21 protein-coding genes and 1 pseudogene are annotated in these 20,783 nt (G+C 70.9%); 9 read left to right on the top strand and 13 right to left on the bottom strand.

Annotated elements, in window-relative coordinates:
- Positions 1-10 precede the first annotated feature (10 nt).
- The gene (locus ACFYZQ_RS11555) at positions 11-982 is read left to right on the top strand and encodes a DMT family transporter (protein ID WP_389144848.1); all 972 of its coding nucleotides are present in this window, start codon (positions 11-13) and stop codon (positions 980-982) included.
- Positions 983-1,022: 40 nt separating this feature from the next.
- On the opposite strand, the gene ACFYZQ_RS11550 is transcribed toward ACFYZQ_RS11555, so the two are convergent.
- The gene (locus tag ACFYZQ_RS11550; RefSeq protein ID WP_389144845.1) at positions 1,023-2,354 is read right to left on the bottom strand and encodes an aminotransferase class I/II-fold pyridoxal phosphate-dependent enzyme; all 1,332 of its coding nucleotides are present in this window, start codon (positions 2,352-2,354) and stop codon (positions 1,023-1,025) included.
- Between the two features lie 45 nt (positions 2,355-2,399).
- On the opposite strand from ACFYZQ_RS11550, the gene ACFYZQ_RS11545 reads away from it, so the two are divergent.
- Together ACFYZQ_RS11545 and ACFYZQ_RS11540 are read left to right on the top strand one after the other, a co-directional pair.
- Positions 2,400-3,083, top strand: coding sequence for a pyridoxamine 5'-phosphate oxidase family protein (locus ACFYZQ_RS11545; RefSeq protein ID WP_389144842.1), 684 nt, complete (start codon positions 2,400-2,402; stop codon positions 3,081-3,083).
- Positions 3,083-3,704: pseudogene (locus ACFYZQ_RS11540) on the top strand (FMN-binding negative transcriptional regulator); the annotation flags it as partial. The gene ACFYZQ_RS11545 and the pseudogene ACFYZQ_RS11540, both read left to right, overlap by 1 nt.
- 74 nt (positions 3,705-3,778) lie before the next feature.
- Here ACFYZQ_RS11540 and ACFYZQ_RS11535 read toward each other — a convergent pair.
- The 3 genes from ACFYZQ_RS11535 to ACFYZQ_RS11525 all read right to left on the bottom strand — a co-directional run bounded on the left by ACFYZQ_RS11535 (position 3,779) and on the right by ACFYZQ_RS11525 (position 6,548).
- Positions 3,779-4,735, bottom strand: a complete 957-nt coding sequence (locus tag ACFYZQ_RS11535) for a DMT family transporter (protein ID WP_389144840.1) — start codon at positions 4,733-4,735, stop codon at positions 3,779-3,781.
- A gap of 174 nt (positions 4,736-4,909) precedes the next feature.
- A complete protein-coding gene (locus ACFYZQ_RS11530) occupies positions 4,910-5,854 on the bottom strand; it encodes a DMT family transporter (RefSeq protein ID WP_389146200.1) in 945 nt (314 codons plus the stop codon).
- 142 nt (positions 5,855-5,996) lie between these two features.
- Positions 5,997-6,548, bottom strand: a complete 552-nt coding sequence (locus ACFYZQ_RS11525; RefSeq protein WP_389144838.1) for a Clp protease N-terminal domain-containing protein — start codon at positions 6,546-6,548, stop codon at positions 5,997-5,999.
- A 235-nt stretch (positions 6,549-6,783) separates the two neighbouring features.
- Between ACFYZQ_RS11525 and ACFYZQ_RS11520 the strand changes: the two genes are divergently transcribed.
- On the top strand, positions 6,784-7,212 hold the full coding sequence (locus ACFYZQ_RS11520) for an SRPBCC family protein (protein WP_389144836.1): 429 nt from the start codon (positions 6,784-6,786) through the stop codon (positions 7,210-7,212).
- Positions 7,213-7,279: 67 nt separating this feature from the next.
- Here the strand turns inward: ACFYZQ_RS11520 and ACFYZQ_RS11515 are convergent, their stop codons facing one another.
- Together ACFYZQ_RS11515 and ACFYZQ_RS11510 are read right to left on the bottom strand one after the other, a co-directional pair.
- Entirely contained in the window at positions 7,280-7,888 is a 609-nt protein-coding gene (locus ACFYZQ_RS11515; protein WP_389144834.1) for a PadR family transcriptional regulator, read from the bottom strand.
- Positions 7,889-7,991: 103 nt separating this feature from the next.
- Complete coding sequence (locus tag ACFYZQ_RS11510) at positions 7,992-8,825, bottom strand: class II glutamine amidotransferase (protein ID WP_389144832.1); 834 nt, start codon at positions 8,823-8,825, stop codon at positions 7,992-7,994.
- 308 nt (positions 8,826-9,133) lie between these two features.
- Here ACFYZQ_RS11510 and ACFYZQ_RS11505 point away from each other — a divergent pair, with 308 nt between their 5' ends.
- Positions 9,134-9,943, top strand: coding sequence for a PhzF family phenazine biosynthesis protein (locus tag ACFYZQ_RS11505; RefSeq protein WP_389144830.1), 810 nt, complete (start codon positions 9,134-9,136; stop codon positions 9,941-9,943).
- Between the two features lie 92 nt (positions 9,944-10,035).
- On the opposite strand, the gene ACFYZQ_RS11500 is transcribed toward ACFYZQ_RS11505, so the two are convergent.
- Positions 10,036-10,836 carry a CPBP family intramembrane glutamic endopeptidase gene (locus ACFYZQ_RS11500; protein ID WP_389144828.1) on the bottom strand — a complete coding sequence of 267 codons (801 nt, stop codon included), beginning with the start codon at positions 10,834-10,836 and terminating at the stop codon, positions 10,036-10,038.
- 149 nt (positions 10,837-10,985) lie between these two features.
- Positions 10,986-12,503, bottom strand: coding sequence for a glutamate--cysteine ligase (locus ACFYZQ_RS11495; protein WP_389144825.1), 1,518 nt, complete (start codon positions 12,501-12,503; stop codon positions 10,986-10,988).
- Between the two features lie 558 nt (positions 12,504-13,061).
- On the opposite strand from ACFYZQ_RS11495, the gene ACFYZQ_RS11490 reads away from it, so the two are divergent.
- Both ACFYZQ_RS11490 and ACFYZQ_RS11485 read left to right on the top strand, forming a co-directional pair.
- The gene (locus ACFYZQ_RS11490) at positions 13,062-13,646 is read left to right on the top strand and encodes a hypothetical protein (RefSeq protein ID WP_389144822.1); all 585 of its coding nucleotides are present in this window, start codon (positions 13,062-13,064) and stop codon (positions 13,644-13,646) included.
- 354 nt (positions 13,647-14,000) lie between these two features.
- Positions 14,001-14,207, top strand: a complete 207-nt coding sequence (locus ACFYZQ_RS11485) for a DUF5999 family protein (protein ID WP_389146197.1) — start codon at positions 14,001-14,003, stop codon at positions 14,205-14,207.
- 85 nt (positions 14,208-14,292) lie between these two features.
- Here ACFYZQ_RS11485 and ACFYZQ_RS11480 read toward each other — a convergent pair whose 3' ends face one another.
- From ACFYZQ_RS11480 to ACFYZQ_RS11465, 4 genes are all read right to left on the bottom strand, one after another.
- Positions 14,293-15,342 (bottom strand): endo-1,4-beta-xylanase, encoded by a 1,050-nt coding sequence (locus tag ACFYZQ_RS11480; protein WP_389144820.1) that lies wholly within the window; start codon positions 15,340-15,342, stop codon positions 14,293-14,295.
- 76 nt (positions 15,343-15,418) lie between these two features.
- Positions 15,419-16,186: a carbohydrate ABC transporter permease gene (locus ACFYZQ_RS11475; RefSeq protein ID WP_389146194.1), complete on the bottom strand. Its 768-nt coding sequence runs from the start codon at positions 16,184-16,186 to the stop codon at positions 15,419-15,421.
- A 62-nt stretch (positions 16,187-16,248) separates the two neighbouring features.
- Positions 16,249-17,247: a carbohydrate ABC transporter permease gene (locus ACFYZQ_RS11470; RefSeq protein ID WP_389144817.1), complete on the bottom strand. Its 999-nt coding sequence runs from the start codon at positions 17,245-17,247 to the stop codon at positions 16,249-16,251.
- A gap of 9 nt (positions 17,248-17,256) precedes the next feature.
- The gene (locus tag ACFYZQ_RS11465) at positions 17,257-18,549 is read right to left on the bottom strand and encodes an extracellular solute-binding protein (RefSeq protein ID WP_389144814.1); all 1,293 of its coding nucleotides are present in this window, start codon (positions 18,547-18,549) and stop codon (positions 17,257-17,259) included.
- A 345-nt stretch (positions 18,550-18,894) separates the two neighbouring features.
- Between ACFYZQ_RS11465 and ACFYZQ_RS11460 the strand changes: the two genes are divergently transcribed.
- Both ACFYZQ_RS11460 and ACFYZQ_RS11455 read left to right on the top strand, forming a co-directional pair.
- Positions 18,895-19,296 (top strand): molybdopterin-binding protein, encoded by a 402-nt coding sequence (locus ACFYZQ_RS11460; RefSeq protein ID WP_389144811.1) that lies wholly within the window; start codon positions 18,895-18,897, stop codon positions 19,294-19,296.
- Between the two features lie 78 nt (positions 19,297-19,374).
- A complete protein-coding gene (locus ACFYZQ_RS11455) occupies positions 19,375-19,794 on the top strand; it encodes a molybdopterin-binding protein (protein WP_389144808.1) in 420 nt (139 codons plus the stop codon).
- Positions 19,795-19,954: 160 nt separating this feature from the next.
- On the opposite strand, the gene ACFYZQ_RS11450 is transcribed toward ACFYZQ_RS11455, so the two are convergent.
- Entirely contained in the window at positions 19,955-20,605 is a 651-nt protein-coding gene (locus tag ACFYZQ_RS11450) for a hypothetical protein (protein WP_389144805.1), read from the bottom strand.
- Positions 20,606-20,783 lie beyond the last annotated feature (178 nt).

The raw sequence follows: 20,783 nt of genomic DNA, 5'->3' as shown, positions 1-20,783 counted from the left end.
TCGTGGAGCCATGACCACCGCCACCACCGCATGCACCGCCACAGGCACAGGCACAGGCACTGCCACCCGGAGCGAAGCCCGTACCGCCTCGAGCCCCCGCGTCCGCCTCGACTGGCGCCTCCGCTTCGGTGCCCTGTCCCTGATATGGGGCTTCAGTTTTCTGCTCATCAAGGTGGGCACCGACGGCTACGCGCCGTTCCAGGTCACCCTGGGGCGGCTGGTGTTCGGCACGGCGGTGCTCGGGGCCGCGATGGCGGTGAAGCGGCAGCGGCTGCCCCGCGGGGCCCGGACCTGGGGGCACCTGGCGGTTGCCGCCTTCCTGCTCAACGCCCTGCCCTTCTCCCTCTTCGCCTACTCGGAACTGACCATTCCGTCCACGCTGGCCGGCATCTGCAACGCCACCTCCCCGCTGTGGGGCATGGTCCTGTCCCTGGTCGCCCTCTCCGAGGACCGGCCGACGCGGGTGCGGGTCGCCGGGCTCGGCCTGGGCTTCCTCGGCGTCCTGACGGTCCTCGGCGCCTGGCAGGGCTTCAGCGGCCTGGACGCCACGGGCACGGCGCTGGCCCTGATGGCCTCGCTCAGCTACCCGGTCGGCTGGATCTACCTGCGCCGCACACTCGCCGGTTCCGGCCACTCGCACCTGTCGATGACCGGCGCCCAGCTGCTCCTGGCCACTCTGCAACTGGCAGTCGTCACCCCCGCGTTCACCACCCTTCCCGGCCACTTCCCCGTCATACCGCTGCTCGCCGTCGCAGCGCTGGGCGCCCTCGGCACCGGCCTCGCGGTCCTCATCCAGTACGGCCTGGTCGCCGAGGTCGGTCCGACGACGGCCCAGATGGTCACCTACTTCATCCCGGTCATCGCCACCGCCGCCGGCGTGGCCGTCCTGGGCGAGACGCTGCGCTGGACGACACCGGTGGGCGCCGCGATCGTGCTGGCGGGTGCGGCACTGACCCAGGCTCGGGGCAGGCGGACGGGCTGAGGGCTCCGGCGCCGTCCGGCGGCCTGGGCCTGCCGGGGTACTAGACGTAGCTGCGCATCGGAGCCGGCCCGACGGCGGAGGTGATCGCGTCCGCCAGCGGGCCGGCCTCGGCCGGGTCCAGGGTCGAGACGGTGATCCGGATGCCGGGTGGGGTGTTCAGACGGAAGCGTGCGCCGGGTGAGACGGCCCAGCCCGCGTGCAGGAGGCGGGCGACCGCGCCGGTCTCGTCGGGGACGGGCACCCAGACGTTCATGCCGCTGCGGCCGTGGGCGCGGACCCCGCGCTCGGCGAGCGCGTCGATGAGCAGCTCCCGCCGGGTCCGGTACGCCGCAGCCACCGCCGGCCCGTCCACCACGCCGTCCGCCCACATCCGGAACACCGCCCGTTGCAGCAGCAGGCTCACCCAGCCCGGGCCCAGCCGTTGGCGGCCACGGACCCGGTCGACGGTGACCGGGTCGCCCGTGAGCACCGCGAGCCTGAGGTCGGGACCGTAGGCCTTGGCCGCGGAGCGGACGAACGCCCAGTGACGGGTGACGCCCGCGAGGGGGTGCAGCGGCAGGTCGACGATGCCATGACCGTGGTCGTCCTCGATCAGCAGGGTCTCCGGGTACTCGCGCAGGACGGCGCGCAGGGCACGGGCGCGGGGCGCGCTCACCGCGGCACCAGTGGGGTTCTGGGCGCGATCGGTGACTATGAGGGCGCGCGCGCCGGAGCGCAGGGCGGTGCGCAGTTCCTCGGGCCGTGGCCCCTCGTCGTCGACGCCCACGGGGGTCGTACGCAGTCCGAGCGCGGCGACGAGGTCGAGGGTGTGGCCCCAGCCGGGGTCCTCGACGGCGACGGCGTCCCCCGGCCTCAGGTGAGCGGTGAGAACCCGTTCGACGGCGTCGAGCGCCCCGGAGAGCACGGCGAGCGGGCCCTCGGGCACGTGGTCGGCGTCGAGTTCCGCTCGTGCGACGCGCGCCAGTTCCGGCTCCACCGGGTCGTCGCCGTAGAGCACCGGCTCCCGGTCCAGTTCCTCGGCCACGGCTGCCAGCGTGGGGGCGAGCGGCGGCAGCAGTGCCGGGTCGGGGTTGCCGTCGGACAGGTCGCGCACTCCGGCCGGTACGTCCACGCGCACCTCCTCCCGCCCGGTGGTGGCCGGCTTGGGCCTGATCCGGCTGCCCCGGCGCCCGGCGGTCTCGATGACTCCGCGCTCGCGCAGGGTGCGGTAGGCGGCCGCGACGGTATTGGGGTTCACCCCCAGGCTGAGGGCCAACTCCCGCATGGGCGGCAGAAGCCGGCCGGGCTCGAGGGCACCGGTCCCCACCGCGCCCTCGATGCTCGCGGCAATCTCCGCTGCGCCACGTCCACTGATCCGATACTCTCCTAGCACAAAGACAATTATGCACTAGTGCAATCAACACGCAAGGAAGCCGCCATGCAGGGCACCCAGCAGACGCCGCCCCCGTCCGCCGCCTACTCCCCGACCGACCGCACCGTCCCCACCCGCTCCGCCGACCGGGCGTCGTACGACCGGGATCTGGTGCACGCGATACTCGACGAGGGCTACGTCTGCCACCTCGGTTTCGTCCGCGACGGCGCACCCGTCGTACTGCCCACGCTCTACGGCCGGGTCGGCGAGCGCCTGTACGTCCACGGCTCCACGGGCTCGCGCCCGCTGCGCATGACCGGTGAGGCCGACCCGGGTCTGCCCGTGTGCCTGACGGTCACCCATGTCGACGGCCTGGTGCTGGCCCGCTCCGCGTTCCACCACTCCATCAACTACCGCTCCGTGGTGGTGCACGGCACCGCGCATCAGGTCACCGACCCGGAGGAGAAGCGGCTCGCGCTGGACGCCCTGGTCGACCACGTGGTCCCGGGCCGCACCGCCGACTCCCGGCCCGCCAACAAGAAGGAGCTGGCCGCCACCTCCGTGATCCGCCTCGACCTGAACGAGGTCTCCGCCAAGCTCCGCACCGGCGGTGTGAACGACGAGCCCGAGGATCTCGCGCTCCCCCACTGGGCCGGCGTGGTACCGCTGCGCAAGGGGTACGACACTCCGCTCCCCGAGGCCGATCTGGCCCCTGGCACGACGCTGCCCGACTACCTGGCGGACCTGTGATGCCGATACATCCCTGGGACGCGCCCACGACGACTCCGAGCGGCAGACCTGGCTGGCCACCCATGACTTCGGCCGGCCGGCGGTCAACGGCCCGCCCGGCGGATCCCCGCTCGTCCAGCCGCTGCACTTCGCCTGCGATCCCGAGCGCGGCGGGGCCGTCACCCACCTCGCCCGTCCCAACCCGCTGTGGCAGGCACTGGAGGCGAACCCGCGGGTGCTGCCGAGCGTGGTCGACGACTACGTCCATGTCCCCGGCCCGTGGCAGGCCGTGCCGGGCACCCCGCCCGAGCACGGCGGCGTGCCCACCAGCTTCTACGCGGCGGTCCAGCCGAGCTGCACCGCCCACGTCGTGGACGACCCGGCGGCCAAGGCCGACCTCCTCAACCGCCAGGTCGGCCACTTCCAGCCGGAGGGCGGCTCGGCCCGGGCGGCCGCCGACGCAGCCCCGTACGGCCGCCTGCTGTCCGGCATCCGCGACCTGCGCCTGGAAGTGACCGACGTCCGGGCCAAGTTCAAGTACGCGGGCAGGAAGGCGGAGGAGGCCGGCAGCAGATGGCGGCCGCTCCGACGACCCGGAACGGCCCGCGCGACGCGGCGGCGCTGGAGCATCTGGTGCGGCGGGGGCTGTTGCCGACCACCCCCGCCCACCCCGTCCGTCCCGCCCGCCGCCTCCTGACGGCGCGCACGGCCCGGTCTCACAGCAGCACCGGCCGCTCCTCCCCGCGTGCCCGCCGCGCCCCGCGCGCCTCCGCCACCGCGAGCCCGGTGACCGAGCCGAGCATCAGCAGGGTTCCGGCCACCGTGGAGGCGGTCAGGTGCTCGCCGAGGAGGACGACGGCCAGGACGGCGGCGCTCACCGGCTCCAGCAGCATGATCACGGAGACGGTGGCCGCCCGTACGACGGCGGCGCCAGCGAAGTAGAGGGCGTACGCGAGAGCCGTGGGGATCGCCGCGATGTATCCCAGCAGCCAGAGCACCCGCATGGGGTGGGCGGTGTGCGGCAGCAGCCCCTCGTCCAGGGCGAACGGCAGCAGACACAGGCTGGTCACTCCGAATGCCCACACCGCAGCGTCCGAGGCGTCGGTCCCGCCGCGCTGCCCCCACCAACGGGTGAGCAGAGTCATCATGGAGTAGCCGGCCGCCGACACGAGCGCGAGCAGTACGCCCCACGGACGTACGGTCGCGCCCGTGCCGCCGAACGTCAGCACGGCGAGTGCGGTGAGCGCACCGGCGACAGCGACGGCACCGGCCGCGCCGAGCCGCTCCCCCAGCGCGAAGCGGGCGCCGAGCGCGATCAGCACGGGACCGGCGCCGAGGGTGACCACGGTGGCTACGGCCAGTCCGGTCGCGGACACGGCCGCGAAATAGGCGGTCTGGAACACGGCGGGGCCGACCCCGTTGGCCACGGCCTTCAGCACACGGTGGCCGAGCGGCTCGGTCGCCGCGGGACGCGGACGGCGGCGCAGAAGCCAGCCGACGAGCAGCAGCGCGAGCCCGGCGGCGCAGCGCCAGAAGGAAAGGGTGACGGCCCCGATGTCACTGGTCCGGTAGACCAGGGAAGCGGCGGCGCCGGCGGTGCCCCAGGCGGCACCAGCGACGGTAAGACAGAGCAGGCCACGCCCGACGGGCAGGCCAGAGACAACATGCGACACGAGTGGTCTCCGCAGCGGTGGAAGTTCGGTATCGGCCCCGCGTCAGCAGGACCCACGGACTTCGTCTGCGGGCAGCACCGTCCCGCCCGGCGACACGCCGGGCGCGTTCCCGGAGGCCCGCCTCAGGCGGCGGGGGGCGAGAGGACGAGTGCGTTCATCGGCATGGTCGCCACCTTAGGCAGCCGTTCGGCGGGCGGACAACTGCCTTTCGGGACCGCCGCCGGCCACCGGCTCCACGGCGCCCTCGGCCGGTGCCGACGACTGCGCGATGAACGCGCCGAGCAGGACGACGGCACCGCCGACGACCTGCGGCGCCGAGAGGTGCTCGCCGAGCAGCACCCACGCCAGCACGGTCGCGATCACCGCCTCCAGACAGGCCACGACGCCCGCGACCTGCGGGGACAGCCGGCGTACGGACAGCACGCCGGTGACGTACGCGACGACCGTGGCCACGAGCACGATCCAGGCCAGCAGGACGGCGGCCGGAACCTCGCCGCCGTCCATGCGCGCGGTGCCGGACAGGACCGACCAGTCCATGGTCCAGGGACGGGCGACGAAGGTCAGGACCACGGCCCCGACGAGGAGTCCGTAGGCGATGACGCCGAGCGGGTCCGGTGCTTCCTCCCCCGTCCCGGCGCCGTGGTCGGACAGCATGAAATAGCCGACCTGGCAGCCGGCCGCGCCGAGCGCCAGCAGCAGCCCCAGCACGTCGAAGGCGAGTCCTGACCACACCTCCACCACGCAGGCGAGGCCGCCGACCGCGAGGACCACCCCGAGCGCGGCCGCCCTGGTCACCGGCCGCCGCTGCACGAACCGCACCCAGCCGAGCACGAGCGCGGGTGCCAGGTACTCCACGAGCAGTGCGACCCCCACTGGGATCCGGGACAGCGCGGCGAAGTAGCAGGCCTGGACCCCGGCGACGGCGAGCAGCCCGAACCCGGCGAGCAGCGCGGGGCGGCGGCGCGGGAGGGAGCGGTGACGCACCGCGAGCGGCAGCATCACGAGCGCGGCGCCCGCCACCCGAAGCCACACCACGTGCAGCGGGTCGAGCCCCGCCTCGATCAGCGGCTTGGCGGCTGGTCCCGACCCACCGAAGGCGAGCGCGGAGCCGAACGCCATGCCGAGCCCGACGCTCTTCCCGCCCCCGCCGTGACTGCCCTCAGAGATGCGCACCGGCACATGATGACAGGCGATGACATGAGCGTCACCCCGGTTGACACCTGTCTCAACGGCTGGACGGCGCCGGGCCGTCAGGCGCCGCTCAGCGCGCCGTACCGCAGTCGCCCACGCGTTCCGCCGTGGCGCCGTCGATCCGCGCGAGCAGGTCGGGCACCTCGACGCCGGCGTGCTCGAGCACCTCGACGGCACGGGCCCCGGGGTCGGCGGCCAGCGCCGCCAGGAGGTCGGTGCCGCGGACCCGGTCCTCTCCGCGCCGCGTGGCGCGCTCGCGGGCGGAGCGCATGGCGGCCGCGGCCACCGGTGACCAGCCCTCGGCGTCGGCCAGGACGTGCAGCGCGCCGGAATCTTCCACTCCGCTCTGCCAGCGCAGGCCGTAACCGATGCTGCGCTGCACGAGGTAGCCGAGCAGACGGACGGCCTTCCGGGCGTCGCCGATGGCGGCGCGCGCCTCGGCGTCGGCCTCCAGGAGTGAGTGCAGCAGATGGGCGGTGTCGATCTGCCGGTCCCCGTCCCGGACGGCCCTGCGGCGGGCACGGTCGACCACCGCCGCGAGTTCCGCACCGAACCCGGCTTCGTCGTCCGCGCGGCGGACGCCCTGGTCGCGGGCGGGCCGACGGTGAATACGGGGTTGCACGTCCTCCACCTCATCAGTCACCGACGGCCCGCGTCATCCGCGAAAGGGAGCATTTCGGCCTCCCGCGGAGAGTGGACGCCGATGTTCGGGATCTCATCCCTGCGGAGGAGACCGGACCCGCACGACGCCGGACAGCCCCGCTCTCCACACATTCTGACGGTTCGTCAGTATTGAATGTTCAGGGCCCTGCGGCTACGTTCCGCGACACCGTAGCCCGACACGAAGGGGTGGTCGCATGGCCGAAGTCAGCGCGGAGGCACGCATCCAGGCACCGGCCGAGAAGGTGTGGGAGAAGCTCACCGACTGGTCGGCGTACGGGGAGTGGAACGCCACCCACACCAGCTTCCCCAAGGGCGGCCCCGAGACCCTGGAAGCAGGCGGGACCTTCCAGGAGAACATGAAGCTGATGGGCTTCCCGGCCGAGGTCGAGTGGACCATCGAGGAACTGGAACCGGCCCGGGTGTTCGCCATTCGCGGCAAGGGCCCGATGGCGGTGAACGTCGCCACGCGTTACACGCTCACCCCCGACGGCGACGGCACGACGGTGCGCATCGACGGCGAGTTCACCGGCGCGGCCGTCTCCCTCATGGCCGGCAAGCTCAAGGACTCCGCGACGGCGGCCCTCAACGAATCGCTGCGCAAGCTGAACGGCCTGGTGACCTGAGCCCCGCCCCACACGAAGGCGCCCCGCGAATCACTCCACGGGGCGCCTCCCACGGGCCGCACAGGCGTCAGTCCTCGTCGGCGAGGATCAAGTACAGCCTCTTGCGGGCGTCGTTGATCACACCCAGCGCCTTCTCGCGCTGCTCCTTGCTACCGGTCTTCCAGACCTGACCGAAGGCCTCCATCAGACCGAACCCGGCCTGGCGGATCTCGTTGAGCACCTCCCAGTCGACCCCGCGGGACGCCTCCTCCCAAGGGACGTCGGAGCCCGCCTCGGCCGCGGCCCGGCCCTCGTCGGTGAGCGCGAACAGCTTCTTGCCGCCCTCGCTCTCGCTGGTGATCAGGCCCTCGTCCTCCAGCAGCTGCAGTGTGGGGTAGACCGAGCCGGGGCTGGGCTTCCACGCGCCGCCACTGCGCTCGGCGATCTCCTGGATCATCTCGTAGCCGTGCATGGGCCGCTCCTTGAGCAGAGCCAGGATCGAGGCCCGCACGTCACCGCGCCGCGCCCGTCCCCTCGGACCGCCACGCCCCCGCGGCCCCCAGGGCCCCGGACCGAAACCGGGCCCGAACCCCGGACCACCCGGTCCGAAGGGCCCGAAAGCGGCCCGCAGCCCGTCCCTCCCGTGCCGGTGGGGGCCGTCCTGTCGATGTCCACGCTCGAATCCGTGGGTACGCATCGCAATCACTCCATCCATCGTTGATCTGTCGCGATGCTTCAACGATATATCGGAACCGATCGCATGACAAGAGTCTCGGCTGGACGGCGCGAAAGCGGGACGGTCACACGGCCTGCGGAGTGAACCGGAACAGCTCGTCCCGTCCCTCCTGCACCACGCCCCAGCTGCTCTCCGGAACCTCGTTCCACGCACCGGGCAGATCGCCCAGCGGTTCGGACACGACAAGGCGGGTCTCGTCGGAGATGTCCCTGAGGAAGGCCACGTCGGAGTGGAGGGCACGCAGCGTCTCCACCTCGGTGCTGTAGTAGAGCGAGCGCGAGGCTCCCTGGCTGGAGTACCGGAAGGCCCACAGCCGTCGCCCGTCCGTCAGCGCGACGGTCATCTGCAGCGGGAACTCCACGCCGTTGCGGTGACCGGTTCCCTCCACCAGGCCGACCATCCGGGCCACGGCCGCCGGCGGGTCGTCCTCCAGGCCGAAGGTCAGCGCGAGGAAGAACATCATCTCGGAGTCCGTCGACCCCTCGATGGCGGGGTAGAGCGCCGGGTCGACGGCCAGGGCGAGGTCGCGACGCGTCTGGTGGAAACCGTTGATCGCTCCGTTGTGCATCCACATCCACCGGCCGTGACGGAACGGGTGGCAGTTGGTCTGCTGCACCGGGGTACCTGTCGAGGCCCTGATGTGGGCGAAGAAGAGCGGGGAGCGGACGTGGCCGGCGATCTCCCGCAGGTTGCGGTTGCTCCACGCCGGGGCGGTGTCCCGGACGACCGCGGGGGTCTCGAGGTCCGACGCGTACCAGCCGACGCCGAACCCGTCGCCATTGGTCGTCTCCACGCCCAGTCGGGAGTGCAGACTCTGGTCGATCAGCGAGTGAGCCGGTCTGTACAGAATCGCATCGAGCAGTACTGGTGTTCCCGAGTAGGCGAGCCAACGGCACATCGCCACCGCCTCCTGATGCCTGTTCCGTGACGGGCCGGCCGACGCGGCGGCCCCGCCTCCCGGGTGCCCTGCCCGCGTCCCGCAGCCACCCGTGCGGGTCCGCCGCTCCGGCGCGCGGCAGCCGTTCCGGGCCGTCTTCAGGGTGCGCACGACGCCGGTCAGGCGCCTCACCCCGGGCGGGTGAGGATCGGCTCACCGGGCGCTCCCCGCCCGGAACGCGGCCGTCGTGCCCGGACCGCGGCACGACCGGTCCAGTGTCCCGGAATTGGCCTTGGCCGGGCGGCAGCCGTGGACCCTACCGTCGGCCCATGCGTATCCGAATCGTCGACGCCTTCACCGACCGCCCCTTCGCGGGCAACCCCGCCGGGGTCCTGCTGCTCGACGCCTTCCCGGACGACGACCGGCTGCAGAAGATCGCCATGGAGCTCAATCTCTCCGAGACGGCGTTCGCCCACCGCCTCCCCGAGGGTTCGGGCGCGGACTGGGCGCTGCGGTGGTTCACACCCGTCACCGAGGTGGCCATGTGCGGCCACGCGACGCTCGCCACGGCCCACGTCCTGCACACCACCGCCGCCCACGAAGGGCCGGTCCGGTTCACGACGCGCAGCGGGGTGCTCAGTGCCACGCCCGGCGAGGACGGCTCGATCACTCTGGAGTTCCCGGCCGCCCCGCTCACCCCGGTGGACGTCCCGGCGGGGGTCGCCCGGGCGCTCGGCGCGGAGCCGGTGACCGCCTTCGACACCGGACCGAACGTCGGCGACCTGCTGCTGGAGCTGGAGGACGAGAAGACCGTCCTCGGGCTCTCCCCCGACCACAGGACCCTCGCCGCCTACTCCGCACGTGGGATCATCGTAACCGCCCGCGCCGAGGACCCGGCCCGGGGCCATGACTTCGTCTCCCGCTGCTTCTTCCCGAACGTCGGCATCGACGAGGACCCGGTCACCGGCAGCGCCCACACCGCCCTGGCGCCCTACTGGTCCGAGCGCCTCGGCCGCACCGACCTGACCGGCCTGCAGGCCTCCCGCCGCCCCGGCCTGGTGCGCACCGGCCTGCGCGGCGACCGGGTCCTGCTGACCGGCCGAGCGGTCACGGTCGTCGAGGGCGCACTGCTCGTCTGAACCCAGGGGCGCAAGTGACGCGAAGGGGCGTGCGACAGCCTCGTACGCCCCTTCGCGTACGAGGCTGTCATACGCCCCTCGTCCGGCCGCCGTTACGCGGTCGGCAGCCAGCCCACCTTTCCCGCCAGCACCGCGTATCCCACGAACGCTCCGATGTCGAGCAGGGAATGTGCCACCACCAGGGGGCCGACCCGGCCCCAGCGCCGGTAGAGGTACACGAACACCACGCCCATGACCATGTTGCCGACGAAGCCGCCGATGCCCTGGTACAGGTGGTAGGAGCCGCGCAGTACCGCACTGGCCACCAGCGCGGTTCCCGGTGTCCAGCCCAACTGGCCCAGCCGGCGCAGCAGATAGCCGACGACGATCACTTCTTCGAGGACGGCGTTCTGCACCGCCGACAGGATCAGCACGGGGAACTTCCACCACACGTCGGGCAACGCCTCGGGCACCACCGTGAGGTTGAAACCCAGTCCCCGTGCGGCCAGGTAGAAGGCGATGCCTGTGCTGCCGATCACCGCGGCGATCCCGGCCCCGCGGCCGAGGTCGGGCCAGGGCCGGGTCCGGTCGAAGCCAAGGGTGCGCAGGCTCTCGCTCTCGCGCATCAGGAAGTGCGCGACCAGTGCCACCGGCACCAGCGCCGTGGCGATGCCGAACAGCTGCCAGGCCAGGTCGAGCCAGGGACGGCCCGGCGCGGCCGAGGCGTTGAGGGTGGCCGCCTGGTCCTTGAGGCCGCCGGGTTTGGTGACCGATCCGATGAAGCTGATCAGAGCGGACACTCCGCTCGCTCCGAGCGAGAGCCCCAGAACGAGCAGTGTCTCGTCCCGGTAGATCCGCCGCGAGGGCCGCTCCCGCGGAACGGAACCGGCCTCCAATCCCGCCTCCACCTGCACACCTGCCTTCGATCACGAAGATCGTGCGCCGCAGGCCGTCGGGACCGGAAGGGGCACCATCCTCATCGGAGGTCACAGCTTGCCCCATCCGCGCGTCTGCCCGGACATCGCCCCCACGCCGAGGGGCCGGCCGGGCACCGGCGGTCGCCCTATCCCAGCGGCACCGGCTCCGGCAGGCCCACCGGCCAGGTGTGCACCGGTTCTCCCAGATGCATGAGCTCGCCGTAGCGGCGGGTCGTGGCCGCCAGGGCCACGTCCCGGGGAAGGCCCTGTTCGAGGGCGCGGTGGAAGGTCGCCGCCTGCCAGGAGGCTCCGTTGACGCGGCGCCGGCACCGTTCCTCGATGACGCCGAGGTAGAGGTCCCGGTCGGCGGCCTCGACGCCCCACGCCGCGAGCCCCGCCTCGGCCAGCGGCAGCAGTTCCTCGCGCACCAGCGTCACCGCGTCGACCTCGCTGGTACCGCCGTGCCGTCCGCGCCGCGGCCACTGCAGACGCGCGTCGATGCCGTACCGGCACGCGGCGTCGAAGTTGGCGGCGGCCGTTTCGAACGGCATACGTGTCCACACGGGCCGGGACTCCTCGGCGAGGGAGCGGACCAGACCGTAGTAGAAGGCCGCGTTGGCGATGACGTCGGTGATGGTGGGCCCGGCGGGCAGGACGCGGTTCTCCACCCTCAGGTGCGGCACACCGTCGGCGACGTCGTACACCGGGCGGTTCCAGCGGTACACCGTGCCGTTGTGCAGGACGAGTTCGGCGAGCTTCGGCACGCCACCGGCGTCGAGCACCTCCAGCGGGTCCTCGTCGTCGCAGATGGGCAGCAGCGCCGGGAAGTAGCGCAGGTTCTCCTCGAACAGGTCGTACGCCGAGGAGATCCACCGCTCCCCGAACCAGGTGCGCGGCCGCACGCCCTGGGCCTGCAGCTCGGGCGGACGGGTGTCGGTGGCCTGCAGGAAGAGCGGGGGGCGGGACTCGCGCCACAATTCGTGGCCGAAGAGGAACGGGGAGTTGGCGCCGAGGGCGATCTGCGGCGCGCTGGCCACCTGGGCGGCGTTCCACACATCGGCGAAACGGCCCGGGGTGACCTGGAGGTGCAGCTGCACGGACGTGCAGGCGGCCTCGGGGACGATGGAGCGGGACGTGCAGGTCAGGTGCTCGACCCCGTCGATGTCGAGCCGGAAGTCCTCACCGCGGGCGGCCACGATCTGGTCGTTGAGCAGGGTGTAGCGGTCGACCTCGGAGAGGTTGGAAGAGACCAGGTCGTCACGGTCCAGTGTGGGCAGGATGCCGATCATCACGATTCCGGCGTCCAGCTCGCCCGCTTTGCGGTCGGCGTACGCCAGCGACGTACGGAGTTCCTCGGCGAGCTGGTCGAATACCCGCCCGCCCAGCCTGTGGGGGGCGATGTTCACTTCCAGATTGAACATGGCGAGTTCTGTTTGGAAATCTCGGCTTGCGATCCGTTCGAGCACCTGTCCGTTCAGCATTTTCGGCAGCCCGTCGGGCCCGACGAGATTCAGCTCGATCTCCACACCCATCAGGTTCTTGGGCCGATCGAACCGCTTCTGGGCCAGCAGCCGCTCCAATCCCGTCAGGCACCTGCCGAGCTTCTCCCGGTAGCGCTGCGGGTCGGACAGGTCGAACGGCCCTGCCACGACCTTCTCCCCCATCGAAGCGTCCCTCCTCGGATGGGCGGGCGGAAGATCCGGCCGCCGGGGTCCAGGGTCAGGTGGGATGATGCCCACCCGACGCGATCGATAACGTCCCGCGCGTGCCCTGTCCCCGCTACTCTGTTGGAATGTGTCCGGCGGCACATTCACGGGGCATGAGGCAGCGCGCACCTTCGTGTGCCCCGTCGCCCTCGTGAAAAACGCCGACGAGAATGGGCCGTCCGCTACGCCGGCGTATTCCATGGTCAGGAGGGGCCGTCCGGCCCCTGAATCGGGATGATTCACACAAATCGCCGACCGAATACGAACTTGTTTTACTCACCGGAAACAGCTAGACGAAACACCTTCTGAACTTAAGTCGTATAAACTCCGCGAAGAAGGCAGAAGGTTGGCGCCCACCGTTCTGGTTCCCGCCGTCCAGGCGACGTGCGGCAGGCCGCGTCCGCACCTCTCGTTCACCGCCACGGGCCCCCGCCTCTCTGACCCCATGAGCTGACAGCGCCGTCCGCCCGCCCCGCCCTCGCGCCATCGCGCCTGTCGAATGAGAGGCGACCCACCATGCCCCTCCACGTTCCCCCTGCCCCCGCGCCCGCCCTGCGCTCCGTGCTCACGGCCCTCGGTTCCCCCACCGCCGTCCGTGAGGCCCGCACTCCTTCCCTGCGCACCGCGCAGGGGCCCGCCACCCCCGAACTGCCCCTCCCGGTACACGTACTCGACCGGATCACCGCCGAGGGCGTGTCCGCGACCCGGCTGACGGGCTGGCGGTTCCTGATCCGCAGCGGCGGCCGTGCCGTGGCCGCGGCCGAGATCCGGCTGACCCCCGACGGCTGGGCGTTCTCGCACTTCTTCGAAGGTCCCTACATCGCCTCCACGGAACGCGCCCTGCGCCAGGCCGAGACCATGCAGCAGCCGTACCAGGTGCGTCTGCTGTCCGTGCCGGCCCTGTACATGCTCACGCTCTGGCTGCACGGCGACTGCACCGCGGACGGCGCCGAGGGCCATCCGGCCGCCACCGATCTGCTCGTCCCGCTCGCCCCCGCGCCGCCCGGTATCGCGGCGCACCGGCCTCATCCGGTCGCCGAACTGCTTCCCGTGCTGACCCACCGGGTGACTCCCGTCCCGCTGCTCGGCTCGCCCGCCTGACACCACCCTCCCGCCCCTTCTTCCCCGGTCCCGCTTTCGTACCCCGCCGCCCCTTCGGTGGCGGGGTACGAGCGTGCATTCCAAGACCATTTCGCTCGTACGAGCATTCACCCGCTCTGCGGAGCCGCCAAAACCGTGCGCGCCACCCTGACTAGCCCCATCCGGCCACTGAGAACCACCCGAAAAGACAGTGCGGAGGAGATGAACCGTGCGCGTGGACGATGCGTCATGAACCTGTGAGAAGCGGTGCTGCGAAATACCTGCGGATTGACGCCCGGAGGGCAACACTGGGTTCCGACCGACTTATGACCACGGGGGGCGGACATGACCACGACAGAGCGAGAGATCCCACCCATGTGCCAGCACCAGCCACCGTGCCCGACAGCCGAATCCGCCGACCGGGAGTCCGCCCGCCTCGTGGCGCACCACCCGGAGCAGGGATGGAGCCTGCTGTGCAACGGCGTTCTGCTCTTCGAGGACACCGGTGAGCTCCTGCCCGACGGCCAGATCGTCGCCCCGCACCGGGCCCTGGACACCAGCAGGGTGATGACGGTCGCCTAGGCACACCTGTGGGGCCGGCTCGCACCACCGGGTGCGCACCGGCCCCGACGTATGTCCGGGGACGACTACCGACCGTGTCCGTCCGTCACCCGAGCGCTTCGCGCAACGCCTCGTAGGCGGGCTTCGGCTTCAGCTGCTCGTCCCACGGCAGGGCGGCCCCCTCGCCCGGGAAGACCGCCGGGATCCAGGAGTACTTGTCGGTGTAGTCCCACACCGTCACCCCCACGCACCGGCGTACGGCGAGGCAGGCCTCGGTCAGGTCCCGGTACCAGGTCGCCTGCTCGGCCAGCTTGGCGTCGGTGGCGGGCAGTTGCATACGGACGTCGACCTCGGTGAGGGCGGTGTCCAGCCCCAGGCGGGAGAAGCGGCGCAGGTTGTCCTCCAGGGTGGTGGGATAGCCGTACTGGAGGGCCAGGTGGGCCTGGAAGCCGATGCCGTTCAGGGGCACGCCCCGCTTCCTGAGGTCCTTGGCCAGCGCGTAGTAGGCGTCGCTCTTCGGGCCGGTCGCCTCGATGTTGTAGTCGTTGAGGTACAGCTTGGCGTGCGGGTCGGCCTGGTGGGCCCAGCGCAGCGCGTCGGCGATGTAGCCGGGGCCGAGCGTCTTGTACCAGATGGTCTCGCGGTAGGTGCCGTCCTCGTTGAAGGCCTCGTTGACGACGTCCCAGGAGTAGACCTTGCCCCGGTAGTGTCGGACCTCGGCGAAGATGTGCTTCTTCAGGACGGCCCGCAGCTCGGTGGCGGTCCATTCACGCGAGGTGAGCCAGTCGGGCAGCTGGCTGTGCCAGACCAGGGTGTGGGCGCGGACGCGCTGGTGGTTCTTGCGGGCGAGAGCGACGATCTCGTCGCCGTTCGTCCAGTCGAAGACGCCTTGCCGGGGTTCGGTGGCGTACCACTTCATGCCGTTCCCCGGCGTGATCGTGTCGAACTCGGTGCCGAGGATCTTCGTGTACGCGCTGTCGGTCAGCTCGGGGTTGTCGGTGGCGCTGCCGAAGTAGCGTCCGTGCCGGTGGGCGAGTTCGGCGAGCGTGGGCTGCCGTCCCTGCGCCTGGGCGGCGGGGCCGGTGGCCACGCCGGCCGCCACCAGGACTGCGGCGAGGGCGCCGGCGAGTCTGAGACGTGTACTGGACCTGGGCATGGTGCGACTCCTCACGGTCGGGTGCGGGTGGGGTCGTACTCGGGTGCGGACGGGGCCGTACACCCGTCGGCGCGGGTCATCCCTTCGTCGCGCCGGCGGTCAGGCCGCCGACGAGCTGGCGCTCGGCGACGGAGTAGAAGGCGAGGGCGGGGACCATCGCCAGGACCAGGTAGGCGAAGACACGGGCGTACTCCGCCGAGTACTGGCCCTGGAACTGCGCGACGCCGAGGGGCAGCGTCCACCACTTCGAGTCGGTGAACACCAGCAGCGGCAGCATGAAGTTGTTCCAGCTGGTGACGACGGCCAGCACCGACACCGTGCCGAGCGCGGGCCGCGCCATGGGCAGCAGCACCCGCCAGAAGAACCCGAAGGCGCTGCACCCGTCGAGCGTGGCCGCCTCCTCCAGCTCGCCGGGGATCTGCCGGAAGAAGCCGCGCAGGATGATGATGGTCGTCGGCAGCCCGAAGGCGGCCTGCGGGAGGATCACGCCGAGCGGGTTGTCCAGCAGACCGAGGTAGCGCAGCAGCAGGAAGAGGGGCAGCGCGGCCACCGCGAAGGGGAACATGAGCCCCATCGTGAAGAAGGTGAACAACAACTCCCGCCCACGGAAGGCGAACCGCGCGAAGGAGAAGGCCGCCAGCGCGGACGCGGCGACCACGAGCACGGTCGTCGCCACCGCGACCAGCGTGCTGTTGCCCACCAGCCGCCAGAAGTCGCCCGAGCCGAGGATGTCCGTGTAGTTGCCGGTCAGCCAGTGCTCGGGCAGTCCGAAGGGGTTGCGGGAGAGCTCGGCGGTGGACTTGAAGCCGGACAGGACGGCGTACAGCAGGGGTACGACCATCATCGCGCCGACCGCGACGAGCACCAGGTGCAGTGGCAGTTCGCGTACGGCATTGGTCCTGCGGGTCACTTGCCGTCTCCCCTCATCGTCGTGGTGGCCCCTTCGAGGTCGCGGCGGAGCACGAACCGCTGGTAGACGACGGCGAAGACGAGGCAGATGCCGAACATGACCACGCTGATCGCGCTGGCGTAGCCGACCTGGTAGCGCTTGAAGCCGTACTGGAACATGGTCACGGCCAGCGTCTCGGAGTGGTGGTCGGGCCCGCCCTGGGTGATCACCCAGACCAGGTCGAAGAGCTGGATCGCCCCGATGACGGACAGGAACACACTGATGCGCAGGGTGGGCGCGAGCAGCGGCAGGGTGACGTTGCGGAACCGCTGCCATGGGTTCGCGCCGTCGATCAGCGCCGCCTCGGTCAGCTCGGGCGGGATCGCCTGCATCCCGGCGAGGTAGAGCATCATGTGGAAGCCGAAGAACTTCCAGGTCATGACGAGGAACAGCGTCGCCATGACGTAGGAGGGGTCGGCGAACCACTCCCCGCCGACGCCGTCCAGCCCGATGGCGCCCAGAAAGTGGTCGGCGAGCCCGTCGTCGGGGGCGAAGACCATGCTGAACAGCACACCGGTGATCGCCTCGGACAGGACGTAGGGCGCGAAGAACAGCATCCGGTACACGGCCCGCCCGCGCAGCCGCTGGTTGAGCGCGACGGCCATGGCGAGCGCGAACGGCAGCTGCAGCGCGAGGGACAGGACCACCAGGAGCAGACAGCGCCACAGGTCGCCCAGGAAGACGTCGTCCTTGAAGAGCTGGGTGAAGTTGTCCGTGCCGATGTAGTCGGAGGGCATGCCGAAGCCGCCCCAGCGGAAGAAGGCGGCGTACAGCGCGAACAGCATCGGCAGCAGCACCAGCCCGAGGAACAGCACCAGCGCGGGCACCTGGAAGGCGACCGCGGTGAGCCAGTTCAGCAGGCGTCGGCGCGCCCGTCCCCGGGCCGACGCCGCCGCCGGGGCGGAGAGGGCGACACCGGGGTCCGTCCGCTTGTCCGGGAGGAAGGTCGAGGTCATCGCCGGCTACTACGCTTCCTTCGCGGCCTTGGTGATCGACTGGGCGACCTGCTCGGGTGACTTCGAGCCGGCGATCAGCGCGGCGACACTGTCGTTGACCTCCTGGCCGACGGCGGGCGCGTACGCCTGGTCCAGGTAGAGCTGGAAGCCGGTGGCACCCTTCAACTGTGCCTGCACGGCCTTGGTGTTGGGGTCGGAGAGCGCCTTCTCGGCGCCGGGCACCACCGGGAGGGTGTTGGTCTTCTTCACGAGTTCCAGGTCGGTGGTCTCGGAGGCGAAGAACTTCAGGAAGTCGACGGCCGCCTGCGGGGCACCCTTGCGCAGGGCGTGCCCGCCGCCACCGCCGAACACCTCGTTGATGGCGCCCTTTCCGCCCTCGACGGCCGGGAAGGGGAAGAAACCGAGGTTCGAGCCGAGTCCCTTGCCCGAGTCGGCCTCGACGACCGGGGCCCACTGCCCCATGAGCTCCATGGCCGCCTTGCCGTTGCCCACCGCGGCCGCCTGGCCGGTCGGAGTGGAGTACCCGGCGCCCAGGAACCCCTTCTGGAACGGCTGGAGCTGGACCAGGTCCTTGAGGTGCTGTCCGGCCTGGACGATCCCCGGGTCGCTGAAGTCCTTGGCCTCGTCGGCCTTCTTGAGGGCGTCGATTCCGGCCGTGCGCATGGCGAGGTAGGCCCAGTAGTACATCTCGGGCCACTTCTCCTTGCCGGCCACGGCGATCGGCGTGATGTTCTTAGCCTTCAGCTTCCGCACGGCGTCGAGGAAGCCGCTCCAGGTGGTCGGCGGGGTGCTGATGCCGGCCTGCTTGAAGAGCGCCTTGTTGTACCAGAAGCCGATCATGCCGATGTCGAACGGGATGCCGTACAGCTTGTCGTCGATGAGGTAGGGCTGCTTGGCGACGGACAGCATTCCGTCGGACCAGGGCTTGGTCCTGTCGGTGAGGTCCTCGACGAGCCCCGCGTCGACCTGCTGCTTGAGCACGCCACCGCCCCAGGTGTGGAAGATGTCCGGCAGCTTCCCGGAGGCGATCAGCGCCGTCATCTTCGACTTGTAGGCGTCGTTCTCCAACTGGACGATCTTTACCTTGACCTTGGGGTTCTGCGCCTCGAACTTCTTGGCCAGACCGGCCCAGACCGTCTTCGTCGGCTGGGTGGTGGAGATGTTCCACCACTCGATGGTGGTCGTGCCGTTCGACGACCCTCCGCCCGAGTCGCCGCCGCAGCCGCTCAGTGCCGTCATGCCCAGACCGGCCGCGGCGGAGGCCGCCAGGAAGCCGCGGCGGGAGAGTGCCGGGTCGCCCATGATGCGCTCCTTCTCTTCGAAACTTTCGGAACTACGCCGGAAAGCTGCGCCGCACCCTAGAGACCGCTCTTGCCGGGTGGCAACCCTTTGGACGACGCTTGTGCGGCGAAATCGGCATCCCCTGGCCGGAAGTGCCGCTGCGGTGCATGCAGTGGTACACGATGGTGAGCCGAAACATTCGGCGATATCACCGAACGTTCCGAACCGCGACTCTAGAAAGGCCGCTCAGAGGCGTCAAGGTGTCGTGCATCAGGTAGGGGGCCGGTCGTCGAATGAGTCGAAGACGGCAGGGCCCCGGCGGGGCCCGTACCGACTCCCTCGGACCCGCGCCCTATCGTGACCGGCATGCAGTCCTACACGATCGGCCAGGCAGCACGACTGCTCGGCGTGAGCCCGGACACCGCCCGCCGCTGGGCGGACGCGGGCCGGGTGGCGACCCACCGCGACGAGGCGGGGCGACGGCTCATCGACGGCAAGGACCTGGCCGCGTTCTCCGTGGAACTCGCCAAGGCGGGCGGCAACGACGAGGACACAGCCGGGTCCCACACCTCCGTGCGCAACGCCTTCCCCGGCATCGTCACCGCGATCAAGCTCGGCGACGTCGCCGCCCAGGTGGAGATCCAGGCCGGCCCCCACCGGCTCGTCTCCCTCCTCACCCGGGAGGCCGTCGAGGAACTGGGTCTGGAGGTCGGCATGGAGGCCACCGCGCGAGTGAAGTCGACGAATGTACATATCGACCGTGTGTGATCGAGCCGATGACGGCCAGGGTGACGCAAACCCGCGCATACCGTCCCAGAAGCCGCACGCGCACTACGGTGATGAGTCATGACCCTGAGCATCCGCAACCAGCTCCCCGGCACCGTCACCGCCATCCAGCCCGGCGACGTCATGACCGCAGTCAAGGTCCGCCTGGACGGTGGCCAGGACCTCATCGCGGCGATCACTTCGGAGGCCGTCGACCAACTGGCCCTGGCCCCGGGTGTCTCCGTCCGCGCTCTGGTGAAGTCGACGGGGGTCTCCCTGGCCACCAGCCGGGTCGACGGCCTCTCCATCCGCAACAGGCTCTCCGGAACGATCACCCACCTGGAGCTCGGCGAGGTCATGGCCCACGTGAAGGTCACCGTGGACGGCGGCAGGATCACCGCGGCGATCACCAAGGAGGCCGCCACCGACCTCGGCCTCTTCGTGGGCTCCGACGTGGTCGCCCTGATCAAGTCGACCGAGGTGTCGCTGGCGACGGCGTGAACGCGCAAGGGCCTGCGTCCGCCCAGGTCGTGTCCGCAACCTCCGCCCGGAGGGCGAGCCGCGCGGCGTCTGGTGCCTCTGGGGGAGCATGCCGGGCGTCGCGGAGCAGGCGGGACTTTGCGGACACGGCCCAGGACCCGCGTCTGCCCGGCAGAAGGCTTCAGTTTGTGCGCCAGAGCGGCAGATCCGCGTGCCGGACCCGGTAGCCACCCTTCGTGACGGGTGCGGAGGGTGCCGGTGCCATGCAGGAATTCACCTCATCCATGTGCTTGTCGCCGCCGACCGTCCAGTTCTCGGCGTCGTCCCAGGAGAAACCCACCCGGTCCCGGGACGGCTTCCCTGGCTTGTCCTCCCCGCCGTCGTACACGCTGAACCCGAGCCGCTTCCCCACCCAGTCCGGGCCTCCGGCGCTCACCTCGGTGATGACCGCGGTCAGGGTGGCGCTGCCGGGCGCGGTCACCAGGCAGTCGACCGTACCTTCGGCGGTGTAGGTGATGTTCCGCTCCGAGGAGTAATGGGAGACCTTCACCGTGCCGCGCGCGTCGGTCGGCAGCCCGCCGGGTAAGCCGGGGATCGGCCTGCTGAAGGGTACGGCGTGCGCGGCGAACGTCAGCGAGCGGATGTCGTCATCCTCCGCGTACGGCAGGCGGAACACGGCGGACCCGGTGACAGCCGCCTGTACCGGCCGCTCTCGGGGACTGCCTGACACCGCCGTGGCGCCGCTGGCCGCGGTGGCGGCAGCCGCGATCGCGACGACCATGGCCAGGGAAGCCGACTTGCGGGAGCGAAGCAGGGAACGCACAGGACTCATCAGGGTCTCCAGTCGCCGATGTGGTCGGGCGGCGGAGGTCCTCCCCACCCGAACTCATCCTCCGGTTCGCCCGCGCCGAGCACGTCACCCCGCAGAAGCGTCCACCTGTGAGACCCAGGTCGTACGGTCACGGTGCCCGTACGACCGGAAGTCGATCCCGGATGCCGAAGGGCAAGCC

Origin of the sequence: Streptomyces sp. NPDC001843 (assembly GCF_042891955.1) — a bacterium.
Classification (GTDB): domain Bacteria; phylum Actinomycetota; class Actinomycetes; order Streptomycetales; family Streptomycetaceae; genus Streptomyces.
Note: the sequence above shows the minus strand (reverse complement) of the source record. Positions and strands in the feature narration are given on the sequence as shown.

Excerpts from the sequence above, each read along its gene's own strand:
- ACFYZQ_RS11555 (WP_389144848.1), top strand. The coding sequence starts at position 11 with ATGACCACCGCCACCACCGCATGCACCGCCACAGGCACAGGCACAGGC.
- ACFYZQ_RS11545 (WP_389144842.1), top strand. The coding sequence starts at position 2,400 with ATGCAGGGCACCCAGCAGACGCCGCCCCCGTCCGCCGCCTACTCCCCG.
- ACFYZQ_RS11530 (WP_389146200.1), bottom strand. The coding sequence starts at position 5,854 with ATGGCGTTCGGCTCCGCGCTCGCCTTCGGTGGGTCGGGACCAGCCGCC.
- ACFYZQ_RS11520 (WP_389144836.1), top strand. The coding sequence starts at position 6,784 with ATGGCCGAAGTCAGCGCGGAGGCACGCATCCAGGCACCGGCCGAGAAG.
- ACFYZQ_RS11515 (WP_389144834.1), bottom strand. The coding sequence starts at position 7,888 with ATGCGTACCCACGGATTCGAGCGTGGACATCGACAGGACGGCCCCCAC.
- ACFYZQ_RS11510 (WP_389144832.1), bottom strand. The coding sequence starts at position 8,825 with ATGTGCCGTTGGCTCGCCTACTCGGGAACACCAGTACTGCTCGATGCG.
- ACFYZQ_RS11505 (WP_389144830.1), top strand. The coding sequence starts at position 9,134 with ATGCGTATCCGAATCGTCGACGCCTTCACCGACCGCCCCTTCGCGGGC.
- ACFYZQ_RS11495 (WP_389144825.1), bottom strand. The coding sequence starts at position 12,503 with ATGGGGGAGAAGGTCGTGGCAGGGCCGTTCGACCTGTCCGACCCGCAG.
- ACFYZQ_RS11490 (WP_389144822.1), top strand. The coding sequence starts at position 13,062 with ATGCCCCTCCACGTTCCCCCTGCCCCCGCGCCCGCCCTGCGCTCCGTG.
- ACFYZQ_RS11485 (WP_389146197.1), top strand. The coding sequence starts at position 14,001 with ATGTGCCAGCACCAGCCACCGTGCCCGACAGCCGAATCCGCCGACCGG.
- ACFYZQ_RS11480 (WP_389144820.1), bottom strand. The coding sequence starts at position 15,342 with ATGCCCAGGTCCAGTACACGTCTCAGACTCGCCGGCGCCCTCGCCGCA.
- ACFYZQ_RS11475 (WP_389146194.1), bottom strand. The coding sequence starts at position 16,186 with ATGATGGTCGTACCCCTGCTGTACGCCGTCCTGTCCGGCTTCAAGTCC.
- ACFYZQ_RS11470 (WP_389144817.1), bottom strand. The coding sequence starts at position 17,247 with ATGACCTCGACCTTCCTCCCGGACAAGCGGACGGACCCCGGTGTCGCC.
- ACFYZQ_RS11465 (WP_389144814.1), bottom strand. The coding sequence starts at position 18,549 with ATGGGCGACCCGGCACTCTCCCGCCGCGGCTTCCTGGCGGCCTCCGCC.
- ACFYZQ_RS11460 (WP_389144811.1), top strand. The coding sequence starts at position 18,895 with ATGCAGTCCTACACGATCGGCCAGGCAGCACGACTGCTCGGCGTGAGC.
- ACFYZQ_RS11455 (WP_389144808.1), top strand. The coding sequence starts at position 19,375 with ATGACCCTGAGCATCCGCAACCAGCTCCCCGGCACCGTCACCGCCATC.
- ACFYZQ_RS11450 (WP_389144805.1), bottom strand. The coding sequence starts at position 20,605 with ATGAGTCCTGTGCGTTCCCTGCTTCGCTCCCGCAAGTCGGCTTCCCTG.